17 protein-coding genes and 1 pseudogene are annotated in these 26776 nt (G+C 51.4%); 13 read left to right on the forward strand and 5 right to left on the reverse strand.

The features are described 5' to 3' along the window. A pseudogene (locus tag PPL9_RS22120) lies at positions 1-365 on the reverse strand (glycoside hydrolase family 2); the annotation flags it as partial. Between the two features lie 655 nt (positions 366-1020). Between PPL9_RS22120 and PPL9_RS22125 the strand changes: the two are divergent. From PPL9_RS22125 to uxaC, 5 genes are all read left to right on the forward strand, one after another. After that, a complete protein-coding gene (locus PPL9_RS22125) occupies positions 1021-1545 on the forward strand; it encodes a TRAP transporter small permease (RefSeq protein WP_057464763.1) in 525 nt (174 codons plus the stop codon). 11 nt (positions 1546-1556) lie between these two features. Continuing rightward, the gene (locus tag PPL9_RS22130; RefSeq protein WP_057464764.1) at positions 1557-2879 is read left to right on the forward strand and encodes a TRAP transporter large permease; all 1323 of its coding nucleotides are present in this window, start codon (positions 1557-1559) and stop codon (positions 2877-2879) included. Positions 2880-2932: 53 nt separating this feature from the next. Beyond that, a complete protein-coding gene (locus PPL9_RS22135) occupies positions 2933-5332 on the forward strand; it encodes a glycoside hydrolase family 31 protein (RefSeq protein ID WP_057464765.1) in 2400 nt (799 codons plus the stop codon). A 15-nt stretch (positions 5333-5347) separates the two neighbouring features. Further along, a complete protein-coding gene (locus PPL9_RS22140; protein WP_057464766.1) occupies positions 5348-6826 on the forward strand; it encodes a mannitol dehydrogenase family protein in 1479 nt (492 codons plus the stop codon). A gap of 96 nt (positions 6827-6922) precedes the next feature. Continuing rightward, positions 6923-8338 carry a glucuronate isomerase gene (uxaC, locus tag PPL9_RS22145; protein ID WP_057464767.1) on the forward strand — a complete coding sequence of 472 codons (1416 nt, stop codon included), beginning with the start codon at positions 6923-6925 and terminating at the stop codon, positions 8336-8338. 85 nt (positions 8339-8423) lie between these two features. On the opposite strand, the gene PPL9_RS22150 is transcribed toward uxaC, so the two are convergent. Next, on the reverse strand, positions 8424-10250 hold the full coding sequence (locus PPL9_RS22150; RefSeq protein ID WP_057464768.1) for a long-chain fatty acid--CoA ligase: 1827 nt from the start codon (positions 10248-10250) through the stop codon (positions 8424-8426). Between the two features lie 372 nt (positions 10251-10622). On the opposite strand from PPL9_RS22150, the gene PPL9_RS22155 reads away from it, so the two are divergent. The 7 genes from PPL9_RS22155 (at position 10623) to PPL9_RS22185 (ending at position 18989) form a co-directional block, all read left to right on the forward strand. Further along, positions 10623-11807, forward strand: a complete 1185-nt coding sequence (locus PPL9_RS22155) for a GAK system CofD-like protein (RefSeq protein ID WP_057464769.1) — start codon at positions 10623-10625, stop codon at positions 11805-11807. 305 nt (positions 11808-12112) lie between these two features. Further along, positions 12113-13513 (forward strand): YfcC family protein, encoded by a 1401-nt coding sequence (locus PPL9_RS22160; RefSeq protein ID WP_057464770.1) that lies wholly within the window; start codon positions 12113-12115, stop codon positions 13511-13513. Positions 13514-13636: 123 nt separating this feature from the next. Next, positions 13637-14863, forward strand: coding sequence for an arginine deiminase (gene arcA / locus PPL9_RS22165; RefSeq protein WP_057464771.1), 1227 nt, complete (start codon positions 13637-13639; stop codon positions 14861-14863). Between the two features lie 56 nt (positions 14864-14919). Continuing rightward, positions 14920-15924, forward strand: coding sequence for an ornithine carbamoyltransferase (gene argF, locus PPL9_RS22170; protein ID WP_057464772.1), 1005 nt, complete (start codon positions 14920-14922; stop codon positions 15922-15924). Beyond that, positions 15924-16856, forward strand: a complete 933-nt coding sequence (gene arcC, locus PPL9_RS22175; RefSeq protein WP_057464773.1) for a carbamate kinase — start codon at positions 15924-15926, stop codon at positions 16854-16856. Before argF ends, arcC begins: the two co-directional genes overlap by 1 nt. 118 nt (positions 16857-16974) lie before the next feature. Further along, positions 16975-18459, forward strand: coding sequence for a Na+/H+ antiporter NhaC (gene nhaC / locus PPL9_RS22180; protein ID WP_057464806.1), 1485 nt, complete (start codon positions 16975-16977; stop codon positions 18457-18459). A 23-nt stretch (positions 18460-18482) separates the two neighbouring features. Further along, positions 18483-18989, forward strand: coding sequence for a GNAT family N-acetyltransferase (locus PPL9_RS22185; protein WP_057464774.1), 507 nt, complete (start codon positions 18483-18485; stop codon positions 18987-18989). Here PPL9_RS22185 and PPL9_RS22190 read toward each other — a convergent pair. Next, a complete protein-coding gene (locus tag PPL9_RS22190; RefSeq protein WP_057464775.1) occupies positions 18986-19438 on the reverse strand; it encodes an Lrp/AsnC ligand binding domain-containing protein in 453 nt (150 codons plus the stop codon). The two genes, PPL9_RS22185 and PPL9_RS22190, sit on opposite strands and share 4 nt — an antisense overlap. Before the next feature lie 147 nt (positions 19439-19585). On the opposite strand from PPL9_RS22190, the gene putA reads away from it, so the two are divergent. Beyond that, positions 19586-23224, forward strand: a complete 3639-nt coding sequence (gene putA / locus PPL9_RS22195) for a bifunctional proline dehydrogenase/L-glutamate gamma-semialdehyde dehydrogenase PutA (RefSeq protein WP_057464776.1) — start codon at positions 19586-19588, stop codon at positions 23222-23224. 63 nt (positions 23225-23287) lie between these two features. Here the strand turns inward: putA and PPL9_RS22200 are convergent, their stop codons facing one another. Both PPL9_RS22200 and PPL9_RS22205 read right to left on the reverse strand, forming a co-directional pair. Continuing rightward, complete coding sequence (locus tag PPL9_RS22200) at positions 23288-25081, reverse strand: IlvD/Edd family dehydratase (RefSeq protein ID WP_057464777.1); 1794 nt, start codon at positions 25079-25081, stop codon at positions 23288-23290. Beyond that, the coding region (locus PPL9_RS22205) for a beta-galactosidase (RefSeq protein WP_208989551.1) at positions 25078-26776 on the reverse strand (1699 nt) is incomplete at its 5' end. The genes PPL9_RS22205 and PPL9_RS22200, both read right to left, overlap by 4 nt.

A 26776-nucleotide genomic window follows, 5' to 3' on the forward strand; every position in this document is an offset into this window, starting at 1 on the left:
TCCGACAGTTCATCCAGATCCAGCGAGCGGGTGTACCACGCACTGCCTTCAAAGAAGTACCATTTGTCCTTGAGCATGGACCAGCACGAAGGGACTGGAACCGTTTCGCCTGCATAAGGGTCGTAATCGTAAGGCTCAGTCTTATCTTCCCGCGCTTCTGGAGTGAAAGAGAACCATTTCTGACGCAGGCCGGTATCTAGCAGGTCGACGCAGAAGTTCCACTCTCCGTTTAGCGACTCAGCCTTACGGCCGCCGGTGAAAATCAGCGTGCTGCTGTTCAGATTCTGCTTATTGAAAGGAACGTCATAGTCCTCATCATGCAAGCAAGCCAGGCCGTTATCGGCACCTTCCATCCGCTCAAGCATCACTGATCCTCGTTGACCAATATTGGTTTCGTCGTTGTTGGGACATCCGTCCAAGTTGGTCGACCTATTTGTGTGTATTTGAGAAAATCAGGCGAATGTGCCATTGATCTGAAAATCATCACACCGGGACCTCTGTACACTCAAAGAGTGTCATCATTCCGAAATGTATGTATCAAACCAATAGTCCAAACTCTCAAGCTACTGTTATAAATAGTTTAAATAGCTGACTGAGAGCTTGTTCCCCTTCCCTTTGCCTCAGAATACATCTTTCAGCACGCTACCATTGGTTGGCGTTGCTCCCGTCTCTACATCTTCCTTGAAAAACAAGAGGTCAGAGCAATTCCGCTGATACCGTTGAATTGTGGAGAAAGGAGATCAACCAAACCTCTCTCCACACATGTCACATTTGTACAAAACTGCGACATTGTCAAACCATTTTATCATATTGGTTGACCAATAATCAAAAATCAGCAATTAATTGGAGGAGAGGTAATTTAATTGGATTCATTGGATATCCGTAGATTTGCAGATCTCCAACTGAAACCCTCTCACGAATTCAAGATCTCCTGAACAACCCCTCAGGAGAAATTGGTCGCCCACTGTAGATTCTTTCTGCATACTGAGCCCGCGCCTTCACCTGGATTAGGGAAATAAAATGCAAGCGCTGACCAAAATAGTTAACACGATCCTCAAGGCCCTCACGGTGTCGGTTTTTGTCGTGCTCGTGGTGTGTGTGGTTTGGCAGGTTTTTTCGAGATACGTTCTTGGCACGCCAAGCACCGTGACCGATGAACTTGCTCGTTTCATGTTTATGTGGATCGGCCTGATTGGTGCGGCCTATACGCTTGGAATGCGAAGACACCTGGCAATTGATCTTTTAACCGGCTCGCTGGTCGGCAATCGGAAATTGTTTTCAGATTACTTCATCATTCTGGCGATCGCCTTCTTCTCAGGTGTTGTCATGCTTTACGGCGGCGGACAACTGGTCCTGAAGACACTCGCGAACGGGCAGGTCTCGCCCGCTCTTCGCGTTCCAATGGGCTACATCTACGCAGCTATTCCGTTCTCTGGCGGCATCATGCTGTTCTACTGCATTGAGTTCTTCATTGGTCTCGCCAATGGCACGGGTACAGGTCCAAACGACCAGATGCCTGATGCCGCTGATCCTGCTGCAAAATAAGAGTAAGTCTGATGGAATTTTTAAGTAGTGAGCTTCAAAGCGGTCTTATTCTGTTTGGTGTGTTTGGCATTCTCGTTACACTCGGCGTGCCGATCTCCTTTGCAATCGGGCTGGCGGCAACAGCAACAATCACCTTTCTGATCTCGTTTGATCAGGCCCTTTTTGTTGTTTCACAGAAGATGGCGAGTGGTCTGGACAGCTTCACACTGTTGGCGATCCCGTTCTTCATTCTCGCTGGCAACATCATGAACTCTGGCGGTATCGCACGCCGCTTGATTGAGCTGGCCAAGATTGTTGGCGGACGTTTGCCGGGGGCTTTGGCACACGTCAACGTGCTGGCAAATATGTTGTTTGGCTCCATTTCGGGCTCTGCTGTAGCCTCTGCTGCTGCAATCGGTGGCATCATGTCTCCGCTACAGCGCAAAGAAGGCTATGACCCTGCCTTTTCTGCTGCGGTGAATGCAGCCTCCTGCCCAACTGGCATGCTGATCCCACCTTCCTCAACGCTGATCGTTTACTCTCTGATCTCTGGCGGCACATCCGTGGCAACGCTGTTCGTTGCCGGATACTTGCCAGGTATCCTGATGGGTCTTGGTGTGATGGTTGTGGCTGGTATCGTTGCTGCGAAACGTGGCTATCCACTGATCCCGCTGCCAAGTTTCAAAGAGATCCTCTTCAAAATCGCTGATGCTTTCCTGCCGTTGTTGCTCATCTTCATCATCATGGGTGGAATCATTGGTGGTGTCTTTACTGCCACAGAAGCTTCTGCTGTGGCAGTGGTTTACACCTTGCTACTGGCGGTTGGCATTTACCGCGAAGTGAAGGTCACTGATCTACCCACCATCATTCTTGAGAGTGCCATTACCAGTTCCATCGTGCTGCTTCTGATTGGTTGTTCTATCGGCATGTCCTGGGCCATGACATTCTCTGACATTCCATACGCAATTGGTGAAGCACTGGCGAATGTCTCAGAAAACCCATTCATCATCATGCTGGTGATCAACATCTGCCTGCTGGTAATTGGCACCTTTATGGACATGACCCCTGCGCTGCTGATCTTCACACCAATCTTCCTGCCTGTCGCGACTGAGCTTGGCATGGATCCTGTGCACTTCGGTATTATGATGACCTACAACCTGTGCATCGGCATCATTACGCCGCCAGTGGGCAGTGCGTTGTTCATCAGTTGCTCTGTAGGCAAAGTTGCTATTCAGGATCTGATCAAACCAATGCTGCCATTCTATGCAGCGGTGATTTCCATCCTGATGCTTGTGACTTTCATTCCAGAAATCAGCCTGTTCCTGCCGCGGGTCATTCTTGGTTACGGCGGATAACAGACAGACACTTTGCAACCATAACAACACCCAACAAAACTGGTTGAAGCATAATGAAAACGCTAGGTAAGTGGTCCTACATCGAGACCGAACAGAACCGGGTTGACCTGCTTGTAGATAACAAGCATCTGCTTTCTCTGTTCGTTCTTGAAGACAAGCTTGTTCGGGTTCTTTTGCGCAAGAATGGTGAGTTCCGGCAAGGACGAACATGGTCCATCACTCCGGCAGAAACACCGGTACCGCTTGAAGGCCGGTCTCGTCTTTCTGTCGAAGGCTTTTCGCTGCCAGAGTTTAAGCAAGAGCTTGCAGAGGACACACTTACACTGGAGACGCGGGCTTTACGCGTCTGCGTGAAAACGCCGCTTCAGATAATCTGGGAGGCAAAAAGCGAAGACGGGTCATACCAGGTTATCGCCAGCGAACGGCCTACAGGCGCTTATATGCTAGGCGTCAAAGACCACAAGAACTCGCATTTCTTCAGCCAATCTGCAGATGACCGGATTTATGGCCTCGGTGAAAAAGCTGGCAATCTGCTGCGCAATGGTCGCCGCTACGAAATGCGTAATCTGGATGCGATGGGGTATGATGCAGAGACCACCGACCCACTTTACAAGCATCTGCCGTTTACGCTGACACGCACCGGTTCTGGCGTCTCTTATGGGGTGTTCTACGACAATCTTGCGAGCTGCTGGTTTGATCTTGGCAATGAGATCGACAACTATCATCAGCCTTACAGATCATACCGTGCTGAAGACGGAGATCTGGACTATTATTTTATGCTCGGCCCTTCCCTACTGGAGGTGACCAAGACGCAGGTTTGGCTGACTGGCAAGCATATCTTCCCGCCGAAATGGAGCCTCGGGTATTCCGGCTCGACCATGTATTACACCGATGCGGAGAATGCGCAGGAACAGTTGGAAGGCTTTGTTGATCTGATCAAAGAGCACGCCATTCCTTGCGATAGTTTCCAGCTCTCCTCCGGTTACACATCGATTGGCTCCAAACGCTATGTGTTCAACTGGAACTACGAGAAATGTCCTGATCCAAAGGCCATGACCTCAAAGTTTCTGGATGCTGGCGTTCATCTCGCTGCGAACATCAAGCCATGTCTACTACAGGACCATCCTATGTATGGTGATGTGGCAGCGAAAGGCCTGTTCATTCAAGACAGTGAGGTTGATCAGCCAGAGCGGTCTCTGTTCTGGGATGATGAAGGTTCTCACCTCGACTTCACCAATCCGGATACTGTGAGTTGGTGGAAAGTCAACGTCACCGAGCAGTTGCTTGAGCGCGGTATCGGTTCTACCTGGAACGACAACAACGAGTATGAGATCTGGGATTTCTCTGCTCGCTGTCAGGGGTTTGGTGAAGAGATTGACGTCGGGCTCATTCGTCCGCTTCATTCTTTCCTGATGATGCGTGCCTCTTATGAAGCACAGGTGGAGTATGCATCGGAAGAGCGCCCTTATCTTATCTCTCGCAGTGGCTGTCCCGGCTTGCAACGCTATGTACAGACGTGGACTGGTGATAACCGAACTGACTGGAACAACCTGAAATACAACATCAAGATGGGTCTCGGGCTGTCGATGTCAGGTATCTACAATGTCGGCCACGATGTGGGCGGCTTCTCTGGTGCTCGTCCTGATCCTGAGTTGTTTGTACGCTGGGTTCAAAATGGCGTCATGCATCCGCGTTTCACGATCCATTCGTGGAATGATGATGCAACGGTCAATGAAGCCTGGATGTATCCGGAAGTTACGCCCCTCATCCGCATTGCCATCCAACTGCGTCAGCATCTGATGCCGTATTTCTACACCATGCTGCACGACATGCATGTGATGGATGAGCCGCTTTTGCGCCCAACATTCCTTGATCACGAAGGAGACGCGCGCACCTTTGCGGAGACGGATGATTATCTGCTCGGCAAGGACCTGTTGGTTGCTTCTGTGGTTGAGCAAGGAGCGACAATACGTGAGGTTTATCTGCCAGATAATGGCGATGGCTGGTACGAATTCGATACAGGCGCGTATCACAAGAGCGGACAGACCATCGTTGTTGATGCACCTTTGGAACGCCTCCCCCTGTTCGTGCGTGCTGGTACCGTCATTCCGCTTGCTAACCCAACAGCTAAAAACACCACTGAGTGCCATCTTGAAGCCCTGGCGATCTTCCCGTTCCAAGGCGCCGGAAAGCGAGAGCTTGCTGTTTTTGAAGATGATGGCATCAGCCATAAATGGCTCGATGGCACGCACAGCACCTTTCATATGGTTCTTTCCTGCAGTTCCAACGAGCAAATTTTAACTTTGTGCCGCAGCGGTTCACTTGAGATTGATGGACGAGAACTTTCCGTTTTCATCAAAGGCCGCTCACCGAACGGTCTCGTTCCGACTGTGGTCGTGAACGGACAAAAGGTTTCGGATGACACTCACACTTTCTCACTCAATGAGCTTTGATAAGGTCCACCTCCTATGACTTTTGAATTTCAGAAACTCGATCTCAATACGCTTCCAGGTGATGTGTCTGTCCCATCTTATGATCGTACATCACTAAAGCCGCGTATTGCTCATATTGGTTTTGGTGCCTTTGCCCGTGCTCACGTTGCAATGCATCTGCACGAAACACTTGCTACCGGTGGCGGTGATTGGGGCTTGCGGGTGATTGAGTTGTTTGGAACGCCAGATCTGTTCGATAAACTTGCAGAGAATGGTCACCTCTACACGTTGGTTGAGACTGCTGATGAGGGCACCAATACCCGGCTCCTCGGTGCTGTTTGCGAGACACAGCACGTAGCACGCGATGGCGTATCAACACTGATCGACGGACTAGCCGAAGAGCAGCTGAAGGTCATTTCTCTCACCATTACCGAGAAAGGCTACTGCGTTACAAACGGGAAGCTGGATCTGGACAATCCAATGATCCAGCAGGATCTTAAAGCACCTGAGGCTCCTCAAACCGCTATCGGGTTGATCGTTGCTGGCCTTGCGAAACGCCGGGCGCTTGGCAACGGCCCTATCACGGTGATGTCTTGCGATAACTTACCTCATAATGGCGTGCTCTGCGGAGTTGCTGTTCGTGAGTTTGCGGCCAAGCAGAATGCAGAGTTAGCTGCGTGGATCGAGGAAAATGTCTCTTTTCCATCCACCATGGTGGACCGCATCGTGCCTGCGCTGACTGACGAGTCCCGAGACCTCATCCGCGAGAGCCTTGGCGGACAAGTTGATCTGAATGGCATCGTATGCGAGCCGTTCCGTCAGTGGGTGATTGAAGACAACTTCAAAGCTGGACGGCCACAGTGGGAGCTTGCTGGCGCGCAACTTGTTGCGGATGTTGAGCCGTTTGAAGAGATGAAGCTTCGCACTCTGAACGGCTCTCATTCCTTCCTTGCCTACCTTGGCTTCCTTGCTGGCAAGGAGACCATTGCGGATTGCGCTGCCGATCCTGTGTTTTACGCGGAAGCACGCAAGCTGATGGTGGATGAACAGCTGCCCACACTGGATGTTCCGAGTGATGTGGATCTGGTGGCCTACGCTGACTCATTGCTCAAACGCTACTCCAACTCCAAGCTGAAACACCGTACCTGGCAGATTGCTGCTGATGGAACACAGAAGATGCCGCAGCGCTGGTTAAACTCTGTGAAGTTTCATCTGGCCAATGGCGGCGACTATCGTCATCTGGTGCTCGGTATTGGTGGTTGGATGAACTACATCCGCGCGGATCGCAATGGCGAAAGTTACGAAGTAGTTGATCCGATGAAAGAGAAGCTTGCCGAAATTGTCGCCAAAGACGGCGGCGACGCAACAACCTATGTCGATGCACTGCTTGCTATGCATTCTGTGTTCCCATCTGAACTTGTTGCTAACGATGAGTTCAAGAAAGCGGTTCACAAGGCCTACTGCGCAGTGGCAGAAAAAGGTGCCGCGCAGGCTGTCGCTGATTTGGCTGACTAGGTTTTATGGAAATCCTTGCTCGGCCACAGGCTGAGCAAACGCTCATACTCAGGGATTGGTCACAGGATCAATCCCCCTACCTTCAGGGCAAAAACGATGCAGCCATTTCTTGGACAAGACTTCCTCCTCGAGACAGAAGCAGCACAGCGGCTTTACCACGACTATGCAGCAGAAATGCCAATCGTGGACTACCACAACCACTTATGTCCGCGGACCATTGCTGAAGACCATCGCTTTGATGACATTGGCCGCGTCTGGCTTGAGGGCGATCACTACAAATGGCGTGCTATGCGGTGGGCCGGGATTGATGAAAGCCTGATCACCGGCAAGGACACCAGCTTCAAAGAGAAGTTCCTCGCCTACGCTTCTGTTATGCCGAAGTTTCTTGGGAACCCGCTGTACCATTGGACGCATCTGGAGATGTATCGCTACTTCGGGCTGGAAGGTGTGATCCTCTCAGAGAAGTCCGCTGAGACTGTCTGGGAAGTTTGTAACGGAAAGCTTACGACCAAACCATTTTCCGCTCGTGGCCTGTTGCAGATGCAGCACGTGAAGATGCTGGGAACGACTGATGACCCTTGCGATGACCTGCACTGGCATAAGATGATCGCGCAGGATCCAACCTCTACAATGGTTGTTCGGCCAACTTTTCGGCCTGACCCGGCCTTTAAGATCGATAAGCCGACGTTTCCTGATTACATCATGAAACTCAGCAGAACCGTTGGTTTCCATATCGACAAGTATGAGCGTTTGCTTGAGGCGCTATCCATACGACTGGATCACTTTGGACGACATGGTTGCCGTGCGGCGGACCATGGTCTGGACTCCATGCTGTTCTGCCCGGTTCCGTCCGGTACTGAGCTGAACCGTATCTTCAAAGAGGGACAAAGCGGAGCAACTCTAAGTCTTGATGATGTGACTGCATTCCAGTCAGCTGTTCAGGTGTTTCTTGGCATGGAATACGCCAAACGTGGTTGGGTCATGCAAATGCACATTGGTGCGACACGGAACAACCGCAGCCGCATGTTCAAGGCTCTTGGGCCAGACGTCGGCTGTGATGGCATTGATGATCGTGAGCTTGCTAATCCACTCAACCAGTTCCTCGACACGTTAGATCGTGAAAAAGCATTGCCCAGAACTGTGTTGTATTCTCTTGATCCAACCAAGAACGAAGTTGTCGTAACAACAGCCGGAAATTTCCAGGACGGTTCCTTTGGCGGCAAAATTCAAGCAGGAACAGGCTGGTGGCACAATGACCAGCTGGACGGCATGGAACGCCAGATGACACAACTTGCGCAGATGGGACTGCTTTCTCAGTTCCTCGGCATGTTGACAGACAGCAGATCGTTCCTATCTTTCCCTCGACACGAGTATTTCCGTCGCTTGCTTTGCAGGATCGTTGGGGAGTGGATGGATAAAGGCCACATTCCGGGTGATTTTGAGCTTGCGGGAGGCATAATCAGGGACATTTGCTACAACAATGCAGCAAACTGGTTCCTTGATGAAAAGTAGGTAAGCTTTGGCCCCTGCTTTATCCCTTGGAAGCCCCTTGGACCATGCCTCTGGACCAAGGGGTTTCTGACATCAGGGACCTGCTTTAATCGTCGTGCTTGTAAATTGTTTCCAGAGTATCTGAATGATTATTGAGCACTTTCGCGCGCCTGATTTTCAGTGTTGGCGTCAGTTCGCCTGTCTGGATCGAGAAGCCATCCGGTAAGATCTCAAACTTGCGAATGCGTTCAACCCGCGAATGACGTGCATTCACTTTTTTGATGCTGGCCTGAATTACACTCCGCAACTGATCAGATTTCAGAACATCTTCTGGTTTAATGTTATTCTCGGTTGCAAATCGCTGTGCCATTGCCCCATCAACGGTGATCAGAGCGCTTAAAAAGTTCTGATTGTTGCCTGCAACAACAGCATATTCGACCAAAGGTATTTCCATAAGGTCTTGCTCAAGCATCGCAGGCGAGATGTTCTTACCTCCAGACGTGATGATAAGCTCTTTTTTTCGGCCTGTGATAAAGAGATAGCCTTCCTTGTCGAAATAGCCGATATCACCGCTGTAGAGCCAACCATCGCGTAAAGCTTCATCTGTTGCGGCAGGGTCATGCGCATAACCAGAGAAGTTGGTGTCTGCTTTGCAGAGTATCTCACCATCTGCGGCGATTTTGATCGTGACACCATCCATCGGCTTACCGACAGACCCCAGACGGGTTGCTCCAATGATATTGATGGTCGCACCACCACAGTTCTCTGACTGGCCATAGACTTCGCGGATGACAATATCCAGTCCTGTAAAGGCCTCCAGAACACGCTTGGATACGGGCGCTCCACCACTCACGAACATGCGCATTTTGTCGAGGCCGATCTTGTGTTTGATCTTATCGAGCACGAGGCGGTTTGCGATCTTCTTTTTGGTGTTCAGCACCAAACCAGCAGACTTGCCGTTTATGCTTTCTTTGTACCAGTCCTTACTCGTTTGAAGAGACCATTGAATAAGCTTGCCCTTGAAGCCTTTCTCTTTGCTGAGCTGCTTTTCGACTTTCTCATTGATCTTCTCAAAAATCCTCGGAACACCAAAGGTTACAGTCGGCCTCACCTCTGGCAAATGCTCGCCGAGGCTGGTCACGGACTTAGCGTAGTAAACCGGGTAGCCAGTGTCACAAGCCTGAATGATAGTGCCGCACTGCTCTGCGATATGAGCCATGGGCAGATAGGAAATATAGCGGTCAGCCGGAGTCGGCTTGAAGGCCAGATTCAATGCATCGGACTCTGTGCGAATTGCACGATGGCTGATCTGCACTGCTTTCGGCAGACCTGTTGTCCCTGAGGTATAAATCTGGAGTGCAATGTCCTCGGCAACAATGTCATTGAGGCGCTGGTCAAGCTCAGCATCCAGTCCAGGGCTATTCTCACCCAGGGACATAAAGCTAGCCCATGTGTATTGATCTGGATTTTCGACGCGCCCATCCAAACGAATGGTCTTACGCAGGTGGCGCATATTCTCTGCCTGCTCGCCTATGCCTTTGAGCTGAGCTTTGGTTTCAGCAAGCAAGATGCGGCCTTGCGAATGGCGCAGGATGTAATTGATTTCAGGAGCGGCGGCTGTCCAGTAAATGCCTGTTGGTACGGCCCCGATCATCATGGAGGCTACGTCCATGATGGTCCATTCAGGACGATTGTAACTTAGAATACAAACGGCATCGCCGGGATTAACGCCCAGTGCAAGCAGTGCTTTTGCAGTGTTACGTACCTGCTCGCCATATTCGGTCCAGCTCGTTGCTTCCCATCCATCTTTCCCACGAACAAAGTATGCTGGTTTGTCGGCAAGGCGTTCGACAGATTCCATAAATGCTTGGGGAATGGATTTAAACATGTTTTGAGCTTGTGCTTGAGCAACGGGCCGGGCCTGCGAACTCATGTTATTCTCTCTATTTTTATTATTTCCAGAGCTTTACATCCTCTGAATTTGTCGGTGTCAAATACAGATACCAAGAATACCCATCAAACCCACAAGAACTACAGGTATTTTCTCTTATTTTCATCTCTCTGGTTCATGAGCAACGAATATTCATTTTTGATTTGACAGAGATTTTACTGAATTCCTGATATATCTAATTGGAAATTTACTTTAATGCTTCTTAGAGGCATTAAAGATTAATCATTATCGCTAGAGTTCTTTGGGGATGCTGCTTATTTAGTTGAGTGGTTTCTGCAATTTAGCGGTAAACCAGAGGAATAGATCTCCTATGGTAACAGGGATCGAAAGTCACTCAGTCGGGCAAGTTCATTTATGCAGCAGTTCAGTGTTACGCGCGGTCTAAACCTACCAGATCCTGTTCGCATCAGTCGCTACAAGCGTCTGCCAGAACTTGGCCCTGCCCTCTTGTTCTTCAGCGGAGGAAGCGCGCTTAATCCAACAGCTCGCGCTTTGAAGCAGTACACCCACAACTCCATTCACCTGATGACGCCGTTTGATAGCGGTGGAAGTTCTGCTGTTTTGCGTCACGCCTTTGGTATGCCTGCAATTGGAGATCTGCGCTCACGCTTGATTGCGCTGGCAGATGAAAGCGTTCTTGGGCAGTCCGAGATCTACCGTCTTTTCACACATCGGTTTCCAAAAACGGCTTCTCTTGAGGACTTGCACGGTGAACTGGTGGATTTGTTGGAAGGGCATGATCAACTGATCGCACGAGTTCCCAATCCAATGCGGCGCCTGATCCGACATCAGCTGGCATTTTTTCATGATGCGATGCCATCAGACTTCGATTTGAGAGGCGCCAGCATCGGAAACCTAATCCTTGCCGGTGGGTATCTGAACAACAATCAGAAGCTTGATCCGATTATCTTCCTGTTCTCAAAACTGGTGAACACACTCGGCACGGTTCTGGCGACTGTTGATGCACGTTTGCATCTGGCTGTTGAATTGGATTCTGGTGAGATCATTGTGGGCCAGCATAAGATGACTGGCAAAGAAACCTCGCCTATTGCAAGCCGGATTAAACGGACCTATCTGACCCGCTCTCTGGCTGGAGGTGATCCGGTGGAGATCGAGGTCTCTCCTAAAAAGCAGCACCTTATCGAGACTGCAGACATGATCTGCTATCCTCCGGGAAGCTTTCACAGCAGCCTGATCGCTAATCTTCTGCCAAAGGGCGTGGGCAAGTCTATTGCACGTAGCTCAAACCCGAAAGTTTATGTACCCAACCTTGGCAATGATCCTGAGCAGTTCGGGATGAGTCCGAACGAGACAGTGGACGCACTCCTGAAACATCTGCGCGCTGATGCGGGGGCAGATACGCCAACAGACAAGTTGCTCAACTTTATCGTCACAGATGAAAAACATGCTGCTGAGTTTGATTGGGCTGAGCTGGAAGCTCAAGGCATTTCCCTGATTGGTGCTGATCTGACAAGCACACATTCGGTTCCTTATTACGACCCGGAAAAACTAGTTTGCATGTTATTGAGTTTTCTCTGAAGTCTTTTTCGTTCAGTTAACTCACTGTATTTTGACAACTTATGCCTTTCGCAGCACACCATCTGACAGAAGCAGATGATTTGCAGTAGCTTGCTTTACCCTATCGCAGGTTGATCACGGCTACATAGTTAGGTCAACTCAAACATCATCTTCAACTTTACTTAAAAACATCCTAACGCTTTGCAATATTTCATTTGTGATGACGCTTAATCAAGAAGCAGAAGACATGTTGACGTAAGTATACGCATAGATATTAGGTAGCAGGAGCATTTTTACATTCGACACATAACCAAGCGGAAAAGCAAATGTCGAAGTTCAAGTTTCCTACCGCGTTTACAATTCTATTTGCCCTCATCATTCTTGTTGCAATTGCAACCTGGTTCGTCCCTGCTGGTAAATATGATCGGGTGATCAACCCAATCCTCGATAAGGAAGTTCCGGTCCCCGGCACCTATCATTTGGTAGAGGCTAATCCTCAAGGTCCCGTTGAAGTCTTTATGGCTCCAATTGCAGGTCTTTATGACCCGATCTCCTACACGGCGAATGCAATTGATGTTGCGGTCTTTGTTCTTGTGATTGGTGGCTTCCTGATGGTTGTTACCCGAACAGGTGCAATTGATGCAGGGATCGCCAAGATTATGACGGGATTGAAGGGGCGAGAGAACCTGATGATCCCCATACTGATGGCCTTCTTTGCAGCTGGGGGCACGATCTATGGGATGGCGGAGGAAAGTCTTGCGTTTTACGCGCTCATCATTCCCGTGATGATCCGCGCTGGTTATGACTCTATGACGGGTGTTGCCGTTATTCTTTTGGGTGCAGGCATCGGAACGCTTGGCTCAACGATCAACCCGTTTGCAACTGTAATCGCCTCTAATGCAGCTGGTGTGCCTTTTACAGACGGCATCGGTCTTCGCTTCCTTATCTTGATTGTTGGTTGGCTGGTCTGTGTGGCTTGGGTCATGCGTTACGCTGCAAAGGTGAAAGCTGATCACACTTCTTCCCTTGTTTCCGAAATGAAGGATGAAAACGAAAAACACTTCCTGCAAGGTGTCTCAACGGACGACATTCCCGATTTCACGGCGAAGCACGGTTGGATCATGACGATCTTCGTCGTCACATTCGGCCTGTTGATCTACGGCGTTGCTGTTCTTGGCTGGTGGATGGGCGAAATGGCTGCCCTTTTCCTTGCTGCCTCTATACTCGTGGGGATCGTTGCCCGACAAGGTGAACACGAGTTCGTTGACAACTTCCTGGATGGTGCACGTGATCTGCTTGGTGTCGCGCTGATCATCGGGGTTGCCCGCGGTATCGTTGTGGTGATGGATGCTGGTTCGATTACCGACACGATCCTTTACTGGTCCGAACAGGCCGTCAGTGGACTGAGCAAAGTTGCCTTTATCAATGTGATGTTCTGGCTGGAACTGGTGCTGTCGTTCTTCGTGCCCTCTTCCTCAGGTCTTGCCGTGTTGTCCATGCCGATTATGGCCCCGCTGGCAGGGTTCTCCAATGTAGGGGCAGAATATGTGGTCACAGCCTTCCAATCCGCCAGTGGGCTGTTGAACCTGTTCAACCCTACCTTTGCCGTTGTGATGGGCGGGCTTGCGATTGGGCGGGTGCCTTATGACAAATGGCTTCGGTTTGCCATCCCGCTAGTGATCATTCTGTTCGTTTTGATCTCACTCGCGCTGTCGCTCAGCGTTTAGAGGCGGTTTCTCCAATCTTCGCAGAGGCAAGCATGCCTCTGCGCCGCACAAATCAAACCTCTGAACCAAACATTGAGACACTGATCTCTCACAAAACAAGAATTCTGGAACGGAGTCTGCAACATGACTGAATTTGGTGTTCATTCGGAAGTTGGCAAACTGAAAGAAGTGATGGTTTGCCGTCCCGGGCTTGCGCATATGCGCCTTACGCCCGGCAACTGTCAGGAGTTGCTGTTTGATGATGTGATCTGGGTTCGAGAAGCGCAAAAACACCACTACGATTTCTGCCTCAGAATGGAAGAGCGCGGTGTGAGCGTACTGGAAATGCACAATCTGCTGAAGGAGACGCTGGAGGATCAGGAAGCTCGTAAGTGGTTGCTGGAGCGCCGTATCACGCACAACCGCGTTGGGTATGGCATGGCCGAGGATCTGCGAGCCTGGCTTTACGAGCAACCCGAGAAATTCCTCGCGGATCATCTGATTGGCGGAATTGCACGGTGTGAGTTGGGTTTCAAACCAACAGGTGTGTTTGGTAGCTATCTGGATGCAAATGATTTCGTCATTCCGCCTCTGCCGAATACACTGTTCACCCGCGATACGACCTGCTGGATCTATAACGGCGTTACGCTTAATCCGATGTTTTGGCAGGCGCGCCAGAACGAGACGCTCCTCACCACTGCAATTTACAAATTCCACCCCCACTTCAAGGGAAAGGTCAACTTCTGGTGGGGTGATCCGGATGAGGACTTCCATGAATCAACTGTGGAAGGCGGCGACGTCATGCCAATCGGCAATGGGGTTGTTTTAATCGGGATGGGTGAGCGCACCACACCTCAAGCTGTCGGCCAGGTGGCGCGTGCTCTTTTCCGCAATAAGGCCGCAACTCGGGTCATTGCCTGCCAGATGCCAAAGAGCCGTGCAGCGATGCACTTGGACACTGTTTTCACTCTTCTTGATCGCGACAAAGCAACAGCGTTCTCAGGCGTTTGTGATGAGATTATCTGCTTCTCGATCCGTCCTGGAGACAAATCGGAAAGCGTAGATTACAGGCAAGATGAAGGACATCTGTTCGATGTCATCGCCAATGCACTTGGTATGCAGAAGCTGCATGTGGTGACCACAGGCGGTAATGCTTATGACCAGGAACGCGAGCAATGGGATGATGGCAACAACGTTGTCTGCATCGAACCTGGTGTCGTGGTTGGGTACCGCCGAAATACCTACACAAACTCAAAACTCCAACGAGCCGGTGTGGAGGTCATCGCCATTGACGGGTCTGAACTGGGCCGTGGTCGCGGTGGTGGACACTGCATGACCTGTCCAACAGTACGTGAGGCCGTGGAGTTCTAGTCTTTTCAAACTCCGTTGAACAATAAAAACATCCAAGAGATGGAGAGTAAGGAAAAATGGCTTTCAATCTGAAAGGTCGCAGTTACCTCAAGCTCAAAGACTTCAGCCAACGCGAAGTGCTTTACATGCTGGATCTGGCCCGTGATCTCAAGCGAGCCAAATACTCAGGAACAGAACGGCAGACACTTGTCGATAAGAACATCTGCCTGATCTTCGAAAAAACCTCCACCCGTACCCGTTGCGCCTTCGAGGTTGCCGCTCACGATCAGGGAGCGCATGTCACCTATCTGGATCCATCCGGCTCTCAGATCGGCCACAAGGAATCCATGAAGGATACCGCGCGTGTGCTGGGTCGGATGTTCGATGCCATTGAGTTTCGTGGTTCCGGGCAAAAGGCCGTTGAAACTCTGGCGGAGTATTCCGGCGTCCCGGTCTATAACGGTTTGACTGATGACTGGCATCCAACCCAGATGCTCGCTGATATGTTGACAATGACCGAACACAGCCCCAAGCCACTGCATGAAATTTCATTTGCCTATCTGGGCGATGCTCGCAACAACATGGGCAACTCTTTGCTGATGCTGGGTGCTCTATGTGGCTGTGATGTTCGCATTATTGGCCCGCAAGAGCTGCACCCCGAACCGCATGTGCTGAAAGCAGCCGAACTCAATGCAAAACGGTATGGTGCACGCATCACAATTACGGATGATGTCAAAGAAGGTACTGAGGGTGTTGATTTCATCCATACAGATGTCTGGGTCTCGATGGGTGAGCCGCCGGATGTCTGGGAAAGCCGGATCAAATTGTTGCGTGACTACCAGATCAACAAGGCCCTGATTGAAGGCACCGGCAACCCGAACACGTTCTTTATGCATTGTTTGCCAGCCTTCCATAACCGGGAGACCAAGGTGGGTGAAGAGATCTTCCAGAAGTTCGGTATCTCCGAGATGGAAGTGACCGATGATGTCTTTGAATCGGATCGCAACCTAGCGTTTGAGCAAGCTGAAAACCGGCTCCACACTATTAAAGCCATCATGGTTGCGACGATTGGAGGTCGATAATGCGTGTTGTCGTCGCTCTTGGCGGGAATGCCCTTCTCCGACGCGGGGAGGCAATGACTGCCGAAAACCAACGAAAGAATGCGCGGATCGCCGCGAAAGCGCTGGTGCCACTTTATGATGATGGCCATGAGGTGGTCATCACTCACGGGAATGGCCCGCAGGTCGGTTTGCTGGCTTTGCAGGGAGCAGCCTACGAGCAGGTTGAGGCCTATCCACTGGATGTGCTTGGCGCAGAAACAGTTGGCATGATTGGTTATATGATCGAGCAGGAGCTTGGGAACCTCCTGCCCTTTGAAAAGCCATTTGCCACGATCCTCACGCAGGTTGAAGTTGACCCAAACGATCCTGCTTTCAAAGATCCAACCAAGCCCATTGGTCCGCTTTATTCCAAAGAGGAAGCGGAGAGACTTGCCGATGAGAAAGGCTGGTCCATTCGAGAAGATGGAGATAAGTGGCGGCGAGTTGTGCCAAGTCCATTACCCAAACACATCTTTGAGATCCGGCCAATCAAGTGGCTTCTGGACCATGATGTGCTTGTCATCGCAGCAGGTGGGGGCGGCATTCCAACTATGTACAACGAAGAAAAGAAGCTCGTTGGTGTGGAATGCGTGATCGACAAAGACCGGTGTTCAGGCCTTCTTGCCAAAGAGATTGATGCTGACGTCTACATTATGGCGACAGATGCGGATGCCGTTTATCTGGATTGGGGTACTCCAAGCCAACGCGCGATCAAATCGGCCTCTCCAGATGCACTGGATGCCTATGGTTTTGCTGCAGGTTCTATGGGACCAAAGGTAGAAGCAGCACAGACTTTTGCTCGGCAAACCGGCAAGATATCCGTCATATGCACGCTCTCTGAAGTTCCTCAAGCAATTTTGGGAGAGAAAGGGACTTCGATTACCACAGCGGCTGGTGACACCACGTTTTACTGAGATGAACGCCCCGAAGCTGAGTGAGCTTTGGGGCGTTCCTGTTTTCAAATGCATTTGATTGTCCTTGGGCTTCATTTTGCCCATCAAAAACAACAGGAACACAAAGGACGAATTGCATATGGCCAAAGTGCCAGCCCCATATTCTCAAAAAATGTCGCTGGTCGGAGCGATCATTCCCGTTGCCTCGCTCGTTATCCTGCTTGCGCTTTCCTACTATCTGTTTGGAGATGAAGCCTCCTCAGGACCAAACCAGATTGCGCTCTTGTTTTGTGCTCTGATCGCCAGCTTTGTGGCTCTGTTCCATGGTTTTCACTTTGATGAACTGAAGGATGCTGTCGTTGATAGCGTGAGCACCGGACTTCATGCGATCTTCATTCTGTTTGCAGTGGGCTCGCTGATCGGCACATGGGCTATGTCCGGCACCATCATGGCGATGGTTTATTATGGATTACAGCTCCTTAGCCCAAACTACTTTTACTTCACGACCGTCATTATTTGTGCCCTTGTTTCAGTCAGCATCGGTAGCTCGTGGACAGTTGCAGGAACCATTGGCATCGGATTGATGGGGATCTCGACAAAGATGGGCCTCGATCCCGCTATCACTGCCGGCGCTATCCTGTCGGGCGCTTACTTCGGAGATAAGTCCTCCCCACTTTCTGATGCAACTAATCTGGCAACTGCGGCGGCGGGATCCAATCTTTACACGCACATCAAAGAAAATCTCTGGACGTCCATACCAGCTCTCATCATTTCGCTAGCCCTCTTCTGGTGGCTCGGAGAACCCGGAGACTTTGTCGCACAAGGCACGTTGACCAGCATTGAGCAGCATTACGACATTACCCTGCTCAATTTCCTTCCGCTCCTGCTGGTTTTGGGACTGGCAATGGTCCGCTACCCGCCGTTTACGACCATCTTTATTGGTGCGTTGGCGGGCGGTCTTTATGCAGTCATCATGGACCCAGACAAAGTGGTTGGCCTTGCTGCCTCTCCGGCGCTGCCCTACTCACTGGAGGTGATCAAAGGCGTCTGGATCGCGATGTCCAATGGTTATGTGAGCGTGACAGGAGACCCTTCTATTGATGCACTGCTGAGCCGTGGTGGCATGGGCAATATGCTGACGACCATTTGGTTGATCATGACAGCTTTGGCATTTGGTGGGGTGGTTGAGAAAGCCGGTATTCTGGACCGGATTATCGGCCCGATCCTACACGCAGCTAAAACCACTGGTGCGCTGGTGTTGTCGCTGGTTTCAACCGCAATCGCGACTAACATTCTGGCGGCAGACCAGTACATTGCGATTGTTATTCCGGGCAGGATGTACCGCAAGTCTTTCCGTCAACGCCGATTACGACCTGAGGTTCTGTCCCGTGCGGTTGGGGATAGTGCAACAGTGACGTCTGCTCTTATTCCATGGAACAGCTGTGGCGCTTATATGGCGGCTACACTTGGAGTTCCAACGCTAGCATTTGCTGGATTTGCCTTCTTCAACATCGTCAGCCCCCTCCTGACAATTCTGTTTGCCGTGATGGGATGGCGTATGTTGACGATGACAGATCACAAGCCTGAACGTATTGTGCTGCCGGATGATGAGCAAGAAGCCTGATTAGTGAGAAATGCAGCACCGCCATGGAGAATTTTAGCTGGCACCAGATGCAAGAAGACGACCTGCAAGAGATCGACCAGATCATGCAGCAGACCTATCCGCATTTGCCGGAGGATATCGACTGTGTTCGGGAACGTGTGCGACTGTTTCCTCATGGCTGTCAGGTGCTGCGACAAAACGATAGAGACACCATCCTCGGCTACATCATCTCACATCCATGGGAAAATCGCAGTATCCCGCCGCTCTCAAGCTTACTGGGCTCCCTGCCCTTTAAGGCCGAAGTCTATTACATTCACGACATAGCCCTACTGCCGGAAGCACAAGGCATTGGCGCAGCCCGAGCTGTTCTTGAGCAGTTGAGCCAGGTCGCCCGCAGTCTTTACATCAACAAGTTTGCACTGGTTGCTCTGGACACCGCCAATGAGTTCTGGCGGGCACGCGGCTTTCGAGCAGTGCACGAACAACTGCTCAAGGATAAACTCAGAGCATATGGAGCGAACGCACACTACATGCAGCGTGGTGTCGACTAGAACGGCCTGTCTTTGACCTGCTCCATACAAACGAATGTCGATGTCTGGGCAACGTAAGGCATCTCAGAGAGCTTCTCTCCGAGCACGCGACGATAACTCCCGATGTCTCTGGTTCGCACTTTCAGCAAATAGTCAAATCCGCTTGCAATCATGTGGCATTCTTCGATCTCTGGAATCTCCCGCGCAGCTGCGTTGAACGCTTCCAGTGAGCGTGAGCGCGTATCGTTAAGTTTGACCTGTACAAACGCGATATGACCAGCACCTAATTTGGTGTGATCGACTTCTGCCCGATAGCCAAGAATGTATCCCGCATCCTCCAACTTCTTCATGCGAATTTGGCAAGGCGTTTTAGAAAGGCCTACCTTTTTCGCAAGGTCAGTGACAGTGATGCGTCCGCATTTTTGCAGTTCTTCTACAATCTTACGATCAAAATCGTCCAATTTCTCCATGATATGCCATTTTATTATTCATAACGACCATTTCGACTGAATATCAAAGTCGAATAGTCTTTACCATCAAAAAATACAGGAAACATCCCTATGGGTATTTTGCTAATGTCAGCTCAACAATAGGTATTTAACAGTAGGGAGCACGGCATGGGATCAGAGGCTACGCCGGAGATCATCCGCAACAAAATCAGAGATAACTACCTTCCTGACGAAAATCAGGTGGTTCAGGAGCTCATTTCATCCCTGCAAATGGATGAGGCTTCGCGTAAGCGGGCATCTGACAAGGCGGCAGATTTGATCTCAGATTTGCGGGCAAACACCTCTCCAACAATCATGGAGAGTTTTCTCGGCGAGTACGGCCTCTCAACTCAGGAAGGCATTGCGCTGATGTGCCTTGCGGAAGCTTTGCTTCGCGTGCCTGATGCCCAGACAATTGATGCGTTGATTGCGGATAAGATTACTCCAAGTGCCTGGGGAGAGCATTTGGGTCAATCTTCTTCCACACTGATCAACGCGTCCACATGGGCGCTGCTGCTGACTGGTAAGGTTCTGGCGCAAGATGATCAGGGGCTCGTTGGCACCATTCGCGGTGTTGTGAAGCGCCTTGGTGAGCCTGTGGTTCGTACTGCTGTTGCGCAAGCGATGAAAGAATTGGGTCGCCAGTTCGTTCTTGGCCGTACCATCCGCGAAGCCATGCGTAATGCGCGTGCGGAAGAAGGCAACGGCTTCACCTACTCCTACGACATGCTTGGCGAAGCTGCCCGGACCGAGGCTGATGCAAAGCGCTATCATCTGTCCTACTCCAAAGCGATTACCGCGCTTTCTAGCAATTGTACGAAAGCAAGCATTCGCGAAAACCCAGGTATTTCAGTCAAGCTTTCGGCTCTGCACCCACGCTATGAGTTTGCCAAGCGCGAACGTGTGATGAAAGAGCTGGTTCCTCGCACTCTTTCCCTTATCATGCTGGCGAAGTCCTCCAATATGGGCTTCAACATTGATGCAGAAGAAGCGGATCGCCTCGACATTTCCCTTGATGTGATTGAAGCGTTGCTGGCCGATCCTGCAACTGAGGGCTGGGACGGTTTCGGTATTGTTGTACAGGCGTTTGGACCACGTGCAACTCACGTGATCGACTGGCTCTATGCGGTTGCTGAGAAGTATGATCGCAAGATCATGGTGCGCCTCGTGAAAGGTGCTTACTGGGACAGCGAGATCAAGCGTGCGCAGACCCTCGGTATTGATGGCTATCCGGTCTTCACCCGTAAGGTATCCACTGACATCTCCTATACCGCTTGTGCTGAAAAACTGCTGGGAATGACGGACCGGATCTATCCGCAGTTCGCAACTCATAATGCGCACAGTGTTGCAACCATTCTGGAACTGGGAAAAAATCTCCCGCTGAGCTCCTACGAGTTCCAGCGTCTGCATGGCATGGGCGAAGCGCTTCACGAGCGCACCATGAAGAAACACGGCTCCAACTGCCGCATCTACGCTCCGGTTGGTGCACACAAAGACCTGCTGGCTTATCTGGTTCGCCGCCTCTTGGAAAATGGCGCGAATAGCTCCTTCGTTCACCAGATCCGCGATGAAAACGTGACTCCAGAGGCGATTGCACAGGATCCGCTGGCGCATATCGAGAAGTATGGCGAGCATGTTGGCAACTCCAAGATCCCTCTCCCACCAGCGCTTTACGGTGCAGGACGTAAAAACGCAAAGGGCTGGGACCTGAGTGATACACGCCAGGAAGCTGAGTATGTTGAGAACCTGAAATCCTTCTCAGCAACCAAGTGGAACGGCCATCCTGTCATTGCAGCTTCCGTCAAGAACGCTGAAGCGGTGAGCGTGAAAAACCCTGCGGATCTGCGGGATGTTGTTGGCAGCGTAGCGACCGCGACGCCTGAGCAGATTGAAGCGGCTTTGACTACCGCACATAACGGCTGCGCTGAGTGGGCAGACAAAAGTGCTGAAGACCGTGCTGTCATCCTGCGCAAAGCGGCAGACCTGTTTGAAGAGAATGCTCCTGAAATCTTTGCTCTGCTCACCCGTGAAGCTGGCAAGACCTACATGGATGCCATCAACGAACTGCGTGAAGCGGTTGACTTTGCACGCTACTACGCGAACGAAGCGATCCGTCTTGATGAGCGTGATGGTAAAGGCGGCCTTCGTGGTCCAATTACCTGTATCTCTCCCTGGAACTTCCCGCTTGCGATTTTCTCAGGACAGATATTTGCAGCTCTGGCAGCTGGCAACCCAGTGCTTGCCAAGCCTGCGCCACAGACACCACTGATCGCAACGTTTGCTGTTGGCCTGATGCACAAGGCTGGCATTCCTATCGAGACTCTGCAGTTGCTGCCGGGTGCTGGTGAAGTTGGTGCTGCGTTGACATCTGACAGTCGTGTAGCTGGTGTTTGTTTCACTGGTTCCACTGGGACTGCACAGCACATCAACCGTGCTATGGCAAAAGCCCTTTCTCCATCTGCTCCACTGATCGCGGAGACAGGTGGTCTCAACGCCATGATTGTGGACTCCACGGCTCTGCCTGAGCAGGCTGTTCGTGATGTCATTGCTTCCAGCTTCCAAAGTGCGGGTCAGCGTTGTTCTGCGCTGCGCATGCTTTATGTTCAGGAAGACATCTTTGAAGATTTCAAAGAGATGCTCCTGGGTGCCATGAGTGAGCTGGAACTGGGCGATCCTGCTGTTTTATCAACGGATGTTGGTCCGGTGATTGATGCAGCCGCTCAGAAGAAGATTGCTGCACACTGCGAAAAGTGGGCTGAAAAAGGTCGCGTCATCAAACAGATGAAAGCGCCCGCCAAAGGTCACTTCATTGCTCCGACACTGATCAAACTGGACGGTATCGAAGAGCTGGACGAAGAAATCTTTGGTCCTGTTCTGCACATTGCAACCTTCAAGGCAGAAGAAATCGACCAGACGATTGATGCGATCAATGCAAAAGAGTTCGGCCTGACATTTGGTCTGCACACCCGTGTTGATAGCCGTGTTCAACATATTGTAGAGCGCGTGAAGGTGGGCAACCTTTATGTGAACCGAAACCAGATAGGCGCGATTGTTGGATCTCAGCCATTTGGTGGTGAAGGCCTGTCTGGTACTGGCCCGAAAGCAGGTGGTCCTCACTATGTGGCTCGTTTCCGTCTTGCTGACACGTCAGCGGCGACCAGTGTGGAGCTGAGCAAAACCGTCTCCGCCGAGGATATCTTTAAAGTGCGAGGGGCATTACGCACCAGCACGTGGGAAGGTAACTTCGGTCGCTTCACCGAGCTGGCAACCCTGTTTGAGAAGGAAACAGGTCTTCTGAACCGTGTTGCGGCTGATCACGCACACAACATGCCTGGGCCAACCGGTGAATCCAACCGCCTTTATGCTGCGCCACGTGGCACCGTGCTTTGCCTTGGCCCGGATACAGAAAGCCTGAAGCATCAGGTGGTTCTGGCTTTGGCAGCTGGCAACGGGGTGATTGCTGTTGGACAAGACGCCGAGAAGCTGGCTGTGAAGCTGCGCACTCTTTCCGCTCCAATCGTCGCATTGGAAGGCAATCTGGCCGTTGGTGCTCTGAAAGAACTTCAAGGGGTTGATGCCATTGCAGCGAACCACAGCGAGCAAGAGCTGAAGGAAATGAAGGCTGAGCTTGCCGAACGTGAGGGTGCTTTGATGCAGCTGATTATGGAGCGTAACCAGCCTGAGCGCTATCAGCTGGAACGTCACCTCTGCATTGACACAACAGCGTCTGGTGGCAACGCGAGCCTGCTGGCTGCGACAGAAGACTAAGCTGTTCTTAAACAACAAAAAAGCCGCCTCAAACTGAGGCGGCTTTTTCGTTTTGAACCACAATCAATGACTATGACGCGGTAGACCTTTTTGCGCGATGCGCTGGTATTTAACGGCTGGTTTCAGCACCATGCCTTCATCAAACTGATCTACGATACCACGTTGAATTTCCTGCCACGGCGTTTGATGCTCAGGGAATTCATAGCCACCGCTTTCCGCCAGCTCCTGCTTTCGCTTCGCCAGCTCCTCCTCAGGGATCAGCACATTCGCTTCTCCCTTGTTCAGATCAAGGCGAACGATATCTCCGTTACGCAACAAAGCGAGACCACCCATGACGGCGGCTTCCGGGGATGCGTTGAGGATAGAGGGAGAGCCGGAGGTGCCTGACTGGCGACCATCACCGATACACGGCAGCGCATCAATGCCTTGCTTCAAGAGTTCATCCGGCGGCTGCATGTTCACAACTTCAGCACCGCCCGGATAGCCGATCGGGCCAGTTCCGCGAATGACGAGGATTGTGTTGGCGTCAATGCCAAGAGCCTCATTGTTGATGTTGTGGTGGTACTCTTCAGGGCCATCAAACACCACAACCTTGCCCTCAAAAGCATCTAAATCATCTGGATTAGACAGATAACGCTCTCTGAAATCCTTTGAAATCACAGAGGTTTTCATGATTGCGGATTTAAAGAGATTGCCTTTGAGGTTGAGGAACCCGGCATCTTTCATCATCGGCTTATCATAGGGGTAGATCACGTCGTAGTCAGCGACTGTGCTCTCTCCATAGATTTCACCTGTGGTCTTTCCTGAAACAGTGACAGCATCTTTATGGATGTGGTCGTGTTTCATCAGCTCTGAGAAGATGCCCGGTATACCGCCTGCACGATGGAACTCTTCTGAAAGGTAAGCCCCAGCCGGTTGAACGTTGGCAAGCAGTGGGATTTTATGGCCCAGGTTCTGCCAATCATCGTTGTGCAGCTCAACGCCGATATGTCGTGCGATAGCGTTGATATGTATTGGCGCATTGGTTGAACCGCCGATGGCCGAGTTCACTGCAATTGCGTTTTCAAACGCCTTGCGTGTGAGGACATCTGACGGCTTTTGATCGTCATGCACCATCTGCACGATCCGCTTACCGGTCTCATAGGAGATCTGGCCACGTTCGCGATATGGCGCGGGGATAGACGCGCAACCGGGCAGGCTCATGCCCAGGGCTTCTGCAAGTGAGTTCATGGTTGAGGCAGTGCCCATGGTGTTGCAGTAGCCAACGGATGGCGCAGAGTCTGCAGCCATTTCCATGAACTCTTTGTAGTCGATCTCTCCGGTCGCCAACATCTTGCGGGCTTTCCAGATAACCGTACCAGAGCCAACACGCTCCCCCTTGTGATAGCCATTGAGCATAGGCCCAACAGTCAGGCAGATGGCGGGAATGTTGACGGTTGCGGCGGCCATGAGCAGCGCTGGCGTGGTCTTGTCGCAGCCGATGGTCAAAACAACACCATCGAGCGGATAACCGTAGAGCGTTTCGACAAGACCGAGATAGGCAAGGTTTCGATCAAGCGCTGCGGTTGGGCGTTTGCCGGTTTCCTGAATAGGATGAACAGGAAACTCGAAGCAGATGCCGCCCATTTCGCGGATGCCTTCGCGCACGCGCTCTGCCAGCACCAGATGGTGGCGGTTGCACGGGGATAAATCAGACCCCGTCTGGGCAATACCGATAATCGGTCGGCCTGACTGAAGCTCTTCACGCGTAATGCCGTAATTCAGGTAGCGCTCCAGATACAGTGCGGTCATGCCCGGATCGTCTGGCGAGTCAAACCACTCTTGTGAGCGGAGTTTTGTTTTTGGAGCTTCAGTCATAGCTCTTCAATTCCTTCCCGGACCAGAGCAACCCCTGCTGGAGGCAGCTCCAATCCATCCAATTCTGCTGCATCAGCAAGACGCAACGCTTTCAAATTCATCTTATTTTTCGAATAGTTATAATAGAAAGTGCCGACAGATGTTTTGCTTCTTCTCAATCCACTCGGCAATTCCACCTTATCAATTTTCGCAGGTTTGAAGACCTCATCCAAAATGGCACTCATGAGTGTTGGGTCGGCCCAGGCGGAAACGTAGTAGATGTTGTTTTCGCCCATGAAGATCGGTTGGCCGCTCTCGTCTTCGAACAGGATTGGCAAGCTGGTGGTGACCTCTTCTTGCCAGACGTAGGCTTTGCCGCGTTCCTGATCTGCCAGGTCTGAGACTGGTGTCGCGAACTTTATCGGGCTGGTGCTGACGCGCAGAACCTCAACGCCTTCAAAGGGTTCAGGAAGATGAAGGGTCTTTTGAGAGATCTGGTAGTTCTTGTCTTTTTGCGCAAGACGAGGACCACCGAGGACGACACCGCCGAACTCGATGTAGGCTTTGAGGTTTTCTGAGAGTTCCTCGCTCATTGAATAAAGGGCGGGGACAATGACCAGCTTGTAGGGGGATAAGTCCTGGGAGGCTGGTCTGATGACTTCTACATCGACGCCCTTTTGTCTCAGCGCACGGTAGTAGGAGAGGACGAGACGGAAATAGCTAAAGTCTTGACCCTGCTGCTGAGTTTCGTGTGCCCAGTGGCTTTCGTAGTCAACAATGAGTGCAACGGGAGCTTCTGACGGGGTGAAGGCGCCCAGCTCCTCAATTTCGCGGGCAACCTGAGCGGCTTCGACATACGCCTGCGCAGGCTTATTATCGGTCTGCTTGAGCCCTGCATGCATTTGCTCCTGTGCGAATGGGGCCTGTCGCCAGCGGAAATAGCTTGTGGTTTCAGCACCATGGGCGAAAGCTTCCCAGCTCCACAGGCGCACCATTCCTTTCAGTGGGATCGGGTTATACGGCGCCCAGTTCACGGGGCCGGGTTGCAGCTCCATGATCCAGAGGCGGCCATGACCCGCTTGTCTGTAAAGGTCGTGGTGGAAGGCCTGATAATCGGGATCGCCTTGCTGGAAATAGTCTTCCCAGTAGCCATCCGGTGTGCCCAGCGGGTTTTCCATCTGATATTGGCTATGGAACCCAATGGGATAGCAATCCCAACTGGAGATATCGAGCTGGTCTCCGACCTTGTAGTGGTCGAAGGAAAACGTGTTGCCCATGAAGTTATGGAGGATTGAGCGGCCCGGAGAGAGCTTGCGCAAGATATCAACTTGCTCTCCGTTGAACTCAGCGACTTGATCTGATGAAAACCGTTTGAAATCAAGCCTGTGAGACGGGTTACTCTCTGTCACCGTCAGGTTTGGCAGATCGACCTGCTCAAAGCTGTTGTATTCCATTGACCAGAACACGTTGCCCCAAGCCTCGTTCAAGGCTTTGATATTGCCGTACTTTTGCGCCAGCCAGAGTTGGAAGGCTTTGTGGGCGGAGCCAGACCAAGAGCGGACAGTCTCATGACAGCCGTACTCATTATCGGTTTGCCAAGCTGCGACGGAGGGGTGATTACCGTATCGCTCAGCGAGGATTTCTGTGATCCGGCGGGATTCCCAGCGGTAGCCTTCGTGGGAGAAGCAGTAGTGGCGGCGGCTGCCGAATTTTCGG

This window comes from Pseudovibrio sp. POLY-S9 (assembly GCF_001431305.1).
Lineage (GTDB): Bacteria > Pseudomonadota > Alphaproteobacteria > Rhizobiales > Stappiaceae > Pseudovibrio.

Excerpts from the sequence above, each read along its gene's own strand:
- PPL9_RS22125 (WP_057464763.1), top strand. The coding sequence starts at position 1,021 with ATGCAAGCGCTGACCAAAATAGTTAACACGATCCTCAAGGCCCTCACG.
- PPL9_RS22130 (WP_057464764.1), top strand. The coding sequence starts at position 1,557 with ATGGAATTTTTAAGTAGTGAGCTTCAAAGCGGTCTTATTCTGTTTGGT.
- PPL9_RS22135 (WP_057464765.1), top strand. The coding sequence starts at position 2,933 with ATGAAAACGCTAGGTAAGTGGTCCTACATCGAGACCGAACAGAACCGG.
- PPL9_RS22140 (WP_057464766.1), top strand. The coding sequence starts at position 5,348 with ATGACTTTTGAATTTCAGAAACTCGATCTCAATACGCTTCCAGGTGAT.
- uxaC (WP_057464767.1), top strand. The coding sequence starts at position 6,923 with ATGCAGCCATTTCTTGGACAAGACTTCCTCCTCGAGACAGAAGCAGCA.
- PPL9_RS22150 (WP_057464768.1), bottom strand. The coding sequence starts at position 10,250 with ATGAGTTCGCAGGCCCGGCCCGTTGCTCAAGCACAAGCTCAAAACATG.
- PPL9_RS22155 (WP_057464769.1), top strand. The coding sequence starts at position 10,623 with ATGCAGCAGTTCAGTGTTACGCGCGGTCTAAACCTACCAGATCCTGTT.
- PPL9_RS22160 (WP_057464770.1), top strand. The coding sequence starts at position 12,113 with ATGTCGAAGTTCAAGTTTCCTACCGCGTTTACAATTCTATTTGCCCTC.
- arcA (WP_057464771.1), top strand. The coding sequence starts at position 13,637 with ATGACTGAATTTGGTGTTCATTCGGAAGTTGGCAAACTGAAAGAAGTG.
- argF (WP_057464772.1), top strand. The coding sequence starts at position 14,920 with ATGGCTTTCAATCTGAAAGGTCGCAGTTACCTCAAGCTCAAAGACTTC.
- arcC (WP_057464773.1), top strand. The coding sequence starts at position 15,924 with ATGCGTGTTGTCGTCGCTCTTGGCGGGAATGCCCTTCTCCGACGCGGG.
- nhaC (WP_057464806.1), top strand. The coding sequence starts at position 16,975 with ATGGCCAAAGTGCCAGCCCCATATTCTCAAAAAATGTCGCTGGTCGGA.
- PPL9_RS22185 (WP_057464774.1), top strand. The coding sequence starts at position 18,483 with ATGGAGAATTTTAGCTGGCACCAGATGCAAGAAGACGACCTGCAAGAG.
- PPL9_RS22190 (WP_057464775.1), bottom strand. The coding sequence starts at position 19,438 with ATGGAGAAATTGGACGATTTTGATCGTAAGATTGTAGAAGAACTGCAA.
- putA (WP_057464776.1), top strand. The coding sequence starts at position 19,586 with ATGGGATCAGAGGCTACGCCGGAGATCATCCGCAACAAAATCAGAGAT.
- PPL9_RS22200 (WP_057464777.1), bottom strand. The coding sequence starts at position 25,081 with ATGACTGAAGCTCCAAAAACAAAACTCCGCTCACAAGAGTGGTTTGAC.